General features: G+C 70.3%; 7 protein-coding genes. 6 read left to right on the top strand and 1 reads right to left on the bottom strand.

Features of this window, described 5'->3' with window-relative positions; genetic code table 11:
- The 4 genes from HY703_05440 to purL form a co-directional block, all read left to right on the top strand.
- Positions 1-674, top strand: a 674-nt coding sequence (locus tag HY703_05440) for a phosphatidylserine decarboxylase family protein (GenBank protein ID MBI4544613.1), incomplete at its 5' end; no start/stop codon positions are given.
- Entirely contained in the window at positions 671-1,666 is a 996-nt protein-coding gene (gene pssA, locus HY703_05435; GenBank protein MBI4544612.1) for a CDP-diacylglycerol--serine O-phosphatidyltransferase, read from the top strand. The genes HY703_05440 and pssA, both read left to right, overlap by 4 nt.
- Positions 1,663-1,920, top strand: a complete 258-nt coding sequence (purS, locus tag HY703_05430; GenBank protein MBI4544611.1) for a phosphoribosylformylglycinamidine synthase subunit PurS — start codon at positions 1,663-1,665, stop codon at positions 1,918-1,920. Before pssA ends, purS begins: the two co-directional genes overlap by 4 nt.
- Before the next feature lie 601 nt (positions 1,921-2,521).
- Positions 2,522-5,152 (top strand): phosphoribosylformylglycinamidine synthase subunit PurL, encoded by a 2,631-nt coding sequence (purL, locus tag HY703_05425; GenBank protein MBI4544610.1) that lies wholly within the window; start codon positions 2,522-2,524, stop codon positions 5,150-5,152.
- A gap of 404 nt (positions 5,153-5,556) precedes the next feature.
- Here purL and HY703_05420 read toward each other — a convergent pair whose 3' ends face one another.
- The gene (locus HY703_05420; GenBank protein MBI4544609.1) at positions 5,557-5,766 is read right to left on the bottom strand and encodes a dodecin domain-containing protein; all 210 of its coding nucleotides are present in this window, start codon (positions 5,764-5,766) and stop codon (positions 5,557-5,559) included.
- Positions 5,767-5,915: 149 nt separating this feature from the next.
- Between HY703_05420 and HY703_05415 the strand changes: the two genes are divergently transcribed.
- Positions 5,916-7,061 (top strand): NAD(P)/FAD-dependent oxidoreductase, encoded by a 1,146-nt coding sequence (locus HY703_05415; protein MBI4544608.1) that lies wholly within the window; start codon positions 5,916-5,918, stop codon positions 7,059-7,061.
- Between the two features lie 157 nt (positions 7,062-7,218).
- On the top strand, positions 7,219-7,832 hold a 614-nt coding region (locus HY703_05410; protein ID MBI4544607.1), incomplete at its 3' end, for an amidophosphoribosyltransferase.

Below are 7,832 nucleotides of genomic sequence, written 5' to 3'. Positions count from 1 at the left end.
GAACAACGCGAATGAGCATCGCCCGCGAAGGATACGCCTTCATCGCCGCCGGCACGGCGCTAGCGCTGACCGCCTTCGTCCTGGCCGCGTTGGCCGGGAGTTGGTCGCTCTGGCTCGCCGCCTACGGCATGGTCGTGCTCACCATCTTCCTCACCTTCTTCTTCCGTGACCCGGCGCGGGAGGGCGAGCGCGGCGAGCACCTCATCCTGGCCCCCGCAGACGGGCGCATAGTCCAGATCATCGACGTCCACGAACCGGCCTACCTGGGCGGCGCGGCCCGCCGCATCTCCATCTTCCTCAGCCTCTTCGACGTGCACGTGCAGCGCGCACCGGTCAGCGGCATGGTCGGGTACCGGCATTACCAGCCCGGCCGATACCTGGCGGCGTGGAGGGAGCGGGCGAGCACAGAAAACGAGCAATCATCCGTGGGCATAGATAACGGGCGCTTCAAGGTGCTGGTCCGCCAGATCGCGGGGCTCGTGGCCCAGCGCATTGTCACGGACGTGCGTCGTGGGGACGATGTCGTGCAGGGGCAGCGCATAGGGCTGATCCGCTTCGGCTCGCGCGTCGACCTCTACCTCCCTCTGACGGCCCGCCTCCGCGTCCGGGCTGGCGACCGCGCCCGCGCCGGCCAGACCGTGCTCGCCGAGCTGCCGCCCCGGGAGGCGCCATGAACGGGCGACTGCAGCGCGGCGTCATCATCATCCCCAGCGCACTGACCGTGGCCAATCTGTTCTTCGGCATCTGGGCGCTGGTCTCCGCCGCACGCGGGCACTTCAACACCGCCGCCTGGCTCATCGTCCTGGCCGGAACGGCCGACACCCTGGACGGCCGCGTAGCGCGCGTCACCCGCACGGGCAGCCGCTTCGGCGCGGAGCTGGACTCGCTGGTTGATGCCGTCAGCTTCGGCGTCGCCCCTGCCTTCGTCATGTACCACATCTTCCTCGCCGACGGCCAGTGGAGCTGGATCGCTTCCTTCATGTACGTGACCGGCGCCGTCGTCCGCCTGGCCCGCTTCAATGTCGAGCAGTCCGGTCACGCCAAGGTCGCCTTCCACGGCCTTCCCTCCCCCGCCGCGGGCATGAGCCTCGCCACTTTCTACCCCTTCAGCCAGACGGGCTTCTTCCAGCAGCATCTGGCCGGGCTGCCCTGGCCCGTGCTCATGACTGCATTCATGGTGATCCTGGGCGTGCTCATGATGAGCCACGTGCTCTACCCGGTGGTACCCAAGTTCGGGTTCCGCTCCGCCCGAGGCATTGGCACGCTCGTCCTCTTCCTGGCCGTGCTGGCCGCCGTGTTCACCATTCCCGCGCTCTTCTTCTTCCCCGCGCTGCTGGCCTACGTGGCCTACGGAATCGGCAAGGCGCTCGTGCTCGGGTTCTTCGAGCGCCTGCCCGAGCGCGACCTGCTCCTGGACAGCGAGAGCGAGGAAGGTGACGAGGCCGATGCCGAGCTGCGGGAACTGGACTACGACGAGTTCGCGCCGCACCGCCGCATCTGGTGGCCGCACCGCCGCCGCCCGCGCCGCGAGCACGAAGGTGCGCCCGAGGCGTTTCCCGCCGACCGGCAACCGGATTCCGGCGGGGATACGGACCCCAGCAACGGCGCCGACCTGCCGCCAACGCCAGGCAAGAAACGCCCGCCGCCTGAGGAGGAAAGCGAGTGAACCGGTACCGCGTCGAGGTGCGCATCACGCCGCGTCAGGGGCTGCTCGACCCGGAAGGGAACGCCGTACGCAGTGCGCTCCGGTCGCTCGAGTTCCAGGACGTGGAAGACGTGCGCATGGGGCGCCTGATCCACCTCCGCCTCGCCGCCAGCGACGCAGAGCAGGCACGAGCGCTGGCCGAGGCGATGTGCCGCAAGCTGCTCGCCAACCCCGTGACCGAAGACTACCAGATCCAGGTGCTGCCCGGGGACTGACATGCGCGTCGCCATCATCACCTTCCCCGGCTCGAACTGCGATTACGACTGCTACAAGGCCGCCACCGAGGTGCTGGACGCCGGGACCCGCTTCGTCTGGCACCAGGAGCACGTGCTGGGCGAGCCCGACCTGGTCATTCTGCCCGGCGGCTTCAGCTATGGCGACTACCTGCGCGCCGGCGCTATCGCACGCTTCAGCCCCATCATGGAGCCGGTCCTGCGATTCGCCGCGGCCGGCGGGCCCGTGCTCGGCGTCTGCAACGGCTTTCAGGTCCTCTGTGAGGCAGGACTGCTGCCCGGCGCCCTGGTCCGCAACCGATCCTTGAAGTTCCGCAGCCTCCCGGTCCGCATACGCGTCGAGAACAGCCGCACCGCCTTCACCAGCGCATACCAGGCCGGCCAGGTGCTGCGCCTCCCCATCGCCCACGGTATGGGTAACTACGTCGCCGACCCGGCCACGCTCGAGCGCCTCGAGGCCGAACAGCGCATTGTCTTCCGCTATGTGGACGCCCAGGGCAACGCCAGCGAAGAGGCCAATCCTAATGGGTCCATGCACAACATTGCCGGCATCATCAATGAGGCGGGCAATGTTCTCGGCCTCATGCCCCATCCCGAGCGCGCCGTGGACGCGCTCCTCGGCTCCTGCGACGGCCGCCCCCTCTTCGAGTCGGTTCGCGACCACGCGGAAGCCCGCAGAGCAGCGACTCCTCGTACCCGCACCCGCACCCGTACCCGATTAGCCGCGAGACAGAGCAGCGCCGCGGCACCCAACACCGCGTCAAGCACCCAGCCGCAGGCCGCCCGGGCAGCAGACGCGTCGGGCCAGGGACATGTTCCGGACGGGCGCAAGACCGCCATTGAGCCCGGCAGGGCCACGCGTTCGGGTACGGGTACGGGTGCGGGTACGGGTACGGGTACGTCGTCGCCACCCCCAGCCCCCTGCCCCGGCGACCCGCCCATCACCCCCCCGCTCGGCGCCCAGCACGGACTGAGCGCAGAGGAATACGCGCGCATTCTCGACCTCCTGGGCCGCCCGCCCACCTACACCGAGCTGGGCGTCTTCAGTGCCCTGTGGTCGGAGCACTGTGGTTACAAGAACTCGAAGCCGCTGCTCAAGATGCTCCCGACCCAGGCTCCCTGGGTGCTCCAGGGACCGGGCGAGAACGCCGGCGTCATCGACCTGGGCGCGGGCTGGGCACTGGCCTTCAAGATCGAGTCGCACAACCACCCGTCCGCCGTCGAGCCATATCAGGGCGCAGCCACTGGGGTGGGCGGCATCCTGCGCGACGTATTCACCATGGGCGCGCGGCCCGTGGCGGTGCTGGATTCGCTACGCTTCGGCCCGCTGTCGCACTCCCGCTCGCGCTACCTGCTGGCCGGGGTGGTCAAGGGCGCCGGTGACTATGGCAACTGCGTGGGCATCCCCAACCTAGGCGGCGAGATCTACTTCGATGCTCCCTATGCCGCCAACCCGCTGGTCAACGTCATGGCCCTGGGACTGCTGCGCAAAGGGCAACTGATCCGGGCGCACGCCAGCGGGCCGGGCAATCCCATCCTGGCTGTGGGCGCGCGCACCGGCCGCGACGGGATCCATGGCGCCACCTTCGCCAGCGAGGAGCTGGCCGCGCAATCGGAGGCCAGCCGTCCCCAGGTGCAGGTGGGGGACCCGTTCACGGAGAAGCTGCTCCTAGAGGCTTCGCTCGAGCTGGTCAGGAGCGGGAGCATTGTCGGAATCCAGGACATGGGCGCCGCCGGCCTGGCCTCGTCCTCCAGTGAGATGGCGGCCCGCGCCGGCACCGGTGTGGACATAGACGTGACCCGCCTCCCCACCCGCGAGCCCGGGATGACGCCCTACGAGATCCTGCTTTCCGAATCCCAGGAGCGGATGCTGGTGGTGGCCCGCGCCGGCCACGAGCCCCAGGTGACGCGCATCCTGGGCAAGTGGCAGCTCGAGGCGGCCGTCATCGGCCAGGTCACTGCCGACGGCGTGTACCGCGTACGGGAGCACGGTCGCGTGGTCTGCCAGATCCCGGCCGCCGCCCTCGTGAATGGCTGCCCGACCTACCTGCGGGAGGGGCGGGAGTCCGTCGAGGTCGAGCGGCTGCGCGCCTGGGACCCCTCCGAGCTGGACGCCACCCCCACCGCCACACACCCCATGCGGCTGCTGCTCCGGCTCCTGAGCTCGCCCAGCATCGCCTCCAAGCAGTGGATCTACCAGCAGTACGACACCACCGTCCGCACGGCCACTGTGCTCCCGCCTGGCCGCAGCGACGCGGGCGTGCTCCGGCTCCGCGGCACCAGCCTGGGCATCGCCGCCACGGTAGACGGCAACGGCCGCTACGTCTATCTCAACCCCCGCCGCGGCGCCATGATCGCTGTGGCGGAGGCCGCCCGCAACCTGGTCTGCGTGGGAGCACGGCCCCGTGCCGTGACCGACAACCTTAACTTCGGCAACCCGCTCAAGCCGGAAGTCTACTACCAGTTCCGCGAGGCCGTGCTGGGCATTGCCGAGGCCTGCCGCCGCTTCGAGACGCCCGTGGTGGGCGGCAACGTCTCCTTCTACAACGAGAGCCCGGGCGGCGGCATTTACCCTACGCCCGTGATCGGCATGGTAGGCGTCCTGGAGGACGTCGGGCGCCGGCTCGGCCTGGGCTTCCGCGATCCGGGCGATGCGGTGGTGCTGCTGGGCCGCAACACCTCCGAGCTGGGCGGCTCGGAGTACCTCAAGGTGATTCACGGCCGCCTCGCCGGCGATGCGCCCGCCCTGGATCTGGATGCGGAGAAAGCGCTGCAGGAGGCCGTGCTCGCGCTGGCGGCCGCCGGCCTGCTCAAGAGCGCGCACGACTGCTCGGAGGGCGGGCTCGCCGTCTGCCTGGCCGAGAGTGCCATTGCGGAGCCGGAGCGCCTTCTGGGCCTCGAGGTCGAGTTGGCCGACGATCTCCCGCTGGTCGCGCTGCTTTTCGGCGAGGCGCAGGGGCGAGTGGTCGTGTCCTGCGCGCCGGAGCATGCGCCCCGGGTGCTGCAGACGGCCGCGGAATTTGGCGTGCCCGCCGCCGCCCTCGGACACGTGGGCGAAGTCGGCGGGCGCTTCGTGATCCGCACACCCACCGCCCGCCTGGACCTGCCCGCCGCCGAGCTGGCCGAGGCCTACCACCAGGCCATCCCCCGGCTTATGGAGCACTCCCCCGCAGCCGTCGAGGTCGAGATCGAGCACCCCCCCATGCCGCGCTGACCACACTCCCCCCTCCGCGTCAGCGACCGACGCATTGACGCATCCCTCCGGCGCCCGCTCCTCCGCTGGCGGAATTCTTGCAACCGCTGGTAAACGTTTGACGGGCGCCCGGAATCGAGCGCCCGGCAGGGCTACGCTGCCATGGGAAACACACCCGGAGGAGAACGTGAGCGCACAGCCGAGACCCGCCGCGCCCGGCGGCCTAGCGCCGCCTGCCGGTATCCGATCCGCGCGTGGTGGTCGAATCCGCAAATACGGCCGCATTCGGCCGTACTTACGAACTCGACCACTTCGCCTTCAATGCCGGTGCCCGCGTTGCCTCTGCTGCGTGCCGGCACCCCTTCAGAGCGGTTCGACCAGTAGCGGCAGTGATGGCGGCGACCGCCAGGCCGGCGACGGGGCCCTCACCCCTCCAGCGTGAACCCGATCTTGAGCGTCACCTGCCAGTGGGCCACGCGGTCCCCCTCGATCTGGCCGCGGGTCTCGATCACCTCGAACCAGCGCATGTTACGCACGGTGCGCGCGGCCCGCGCGATGGCCGTACGCACGGCGTCTTCGACGCCCTCGGGCGAAGAGCCCGTGATCTCGGTGATCTTGTAAACGTGCTGCGCCATTGCCCCTCCCTCCCTTCCAGGTTGCTTGGCCAGGCACCTGCCACTGTCCTTCGAGGAGTGGCGCAAGCGCCAGGCCCGCCTGCGTTGTGCAGCCGGAGGCCGCGACCTATGATCCCATGCGCGAGGAAATTTGAAGGGAGAGGTGCCGCATGGCAACGCGGACTCTGATCCTGGGCGGCGGCTTCGGCGGGCTGGCCGCGGCGACCGAGCTCGCCCGGCTGCTCGGCCCCGCCCACGAGGTCCTGCTGCTCGAGCGGCGGGACGGCTTCTTCATGGGCCTGCGCAAACTGTGGGTGCTGATCGGCCGGGCCACCCTCGAGGAAGGCCGCCGCCCGCTCGCGCGACTCGCCGCGCGCGGCATCCGCTTCGTCCAGGCCGAGATCCGGTCCATTGACCCGGTGCGCCGGCGGGTCGAGACCAACGAGGGCGCCTTCGAAGCCGACTACATCGTCGTCGCGCTGGGGGCCGAGCCCCGTCCCGAGCGCGTGCCCGGCCTCGAGGAGCACGGCTTCAACCTGTACGACGCCGCCTCGGTCGAAGCCGCCGCCCGCCGGCTAGCGGACCTGGATGGCGGCCGCATCGCGGTAGCGATCGCCGGCCTGCCCTACAAATGTCCGCCCGCGCCCTACGAAGCGGCCATGCTGCTGGACGACCGCTTCCGCGAGCGCGGCCTGCGCAGCCGCTTCCACATCTTCTTCTCCACCCTCCAGCCCGCGCTCCTGCCCAACGCCGGCCCCGAGGGCGCGCGCTGGGTCGCCGAGCAGTTCGGCATCCGCGGCATCGAGCACCACGTGAGCCGCAAGGTCGAGCAGCTCGAGGCGGGCCGCATTGTCTTTGACGACGGCGAGCTCCCCTGCGACGTCGCCCTCATCGTCCCGCCTCACGCCCCGCCCCGCATGGTTCAGGAGAGCGGGCTCGGGGGCGAGGGCGGCTGGATTCCCGTGGACGCGCGCACCCTGGCCACCCAGCACCCGGGCGTCTGGGCCGTGGGCGATGTCACTCACATCCCGCTCGCCAATGCCACAGCGCTGCCCAAGGCGGGCATCTTCGCCGAGGCCCAGGCCCAGGTCGTGGCCCAGGAGATCGCCGCCGCCCTGGGCGCCGCCGCGGCACCGCCCAGCTTCGACGGCAGGGGCGCCTGCTTCATCGAGATGGGCGGCAACCAGGCGGCACTGGTGGAGGGCGACTTCTACGCCCAGCCCGCGCCCGCCGTCCGCATCGCCGGCGCCGCCCCTGCCCACCTCAGGGAGAAGCACCGCTTCGAGGCCGAGCGGCTCGAGCGGTGGCTGGGGTGAAGGCCGCGTGCGAGCAGGCCGCCCGGCCTGGTCCGTGCCCAGGCGGACCGCCGTAAGTGCAGAAGGGTAGAGCATTACGGTCGAGCAGGGCCTCTAACCATCGCCGAGGGAGCGGATTGAGCGCAGCCCGGTCCGTCGCAGCCAGCGCAGCCTTTCCATGTGCGGGATCGTAGCGGTATCCGGCATCGACCACGCCGCCGAGCTGGCGTTCCTGGGCCTCTACGCGCTGCAGCACCGGGGCCAGGAGGCCGCGGGCATCTGCGCGGTCCAGGACGGCAGCGCACGTCTGGAAAGGGTGGCCGGCCTGGTCGCCGAGGGCTTCGACGCCGCGACGCTCGGCCGCCTGCGCGGCCGGACCGCGCTCGGCCACACGCGCTATTCGACGGCTGGCGGCCCCGGGCTGCACAACGCACAGCCGCTGGTGGTCCGCTACCGCCAGGGCGATCTGGCGCTGGTGCACAACGGCAACATTACCAATGCGCTGACGGTACGCGAGGAGCTGGTGGGCGAGGGAGCGCTCTTCCAGTCGAGCATCGACTCGGAGGTGATCGTCCACCTTATTGCGCGCTCCCGGGCGGACACCGTGGAAGAGCAGATCCGGGACGCCCTTTCGCGGCTCGAGGGCGCCTTCTCCGTACTGATCACGGTGGGCGATACGCTGTACGTGGCGCGCGACCCCTGGGGCTTCCGGCCGCTGGTGCTGGGTCGCAAGGATGGCGGCTATGTGGCGGCCAGCGAGACCTGCGCGCTGGATCTGATCGGCGCCGAATT

This window comes from Gemmatimonadota bacterium (genome assembly GCA_016209965.1).
Lineage (GTDB): Bacteria > Gemmatimonadota > Gemmatimonadetes > Longimicrobiales > RSA9 > JACQVE01.
This window is presented reverse-complemented; position numbering and strand designations above follow the sequence as displayed.

Bases quoted from the DNA above. Each gene is read 5' to 3' on its own strand.
- purL (MBI4544610.1), top strand. From the start codon at position 2,522: ATGCCCCATCCCGAGCGCGCCGTGGACGCGCTCCTCGGCTCCTGCGAC.
- HY703_05415 (MBI4544608.1), top strand. From the start codon at position 5,916: ATGGCAACGCGGACTCTGATCCTGGGCGGCGGCTTCGGCGGGCTGGCC.
- HY703_05420 (MBI4544609.1), bottom strand. From the start codon at position 5,766: ATGGCGCAGCACGTTTACAAGATCACCGAGATCACGGGCTCTTCGCCC.
- pssA (MBI4544612.1), top strand. From the start codon at position 671: ATGAACGGGCGACTGCAGCGCGGCGTCATCATCATCCCCAGCGCACTG.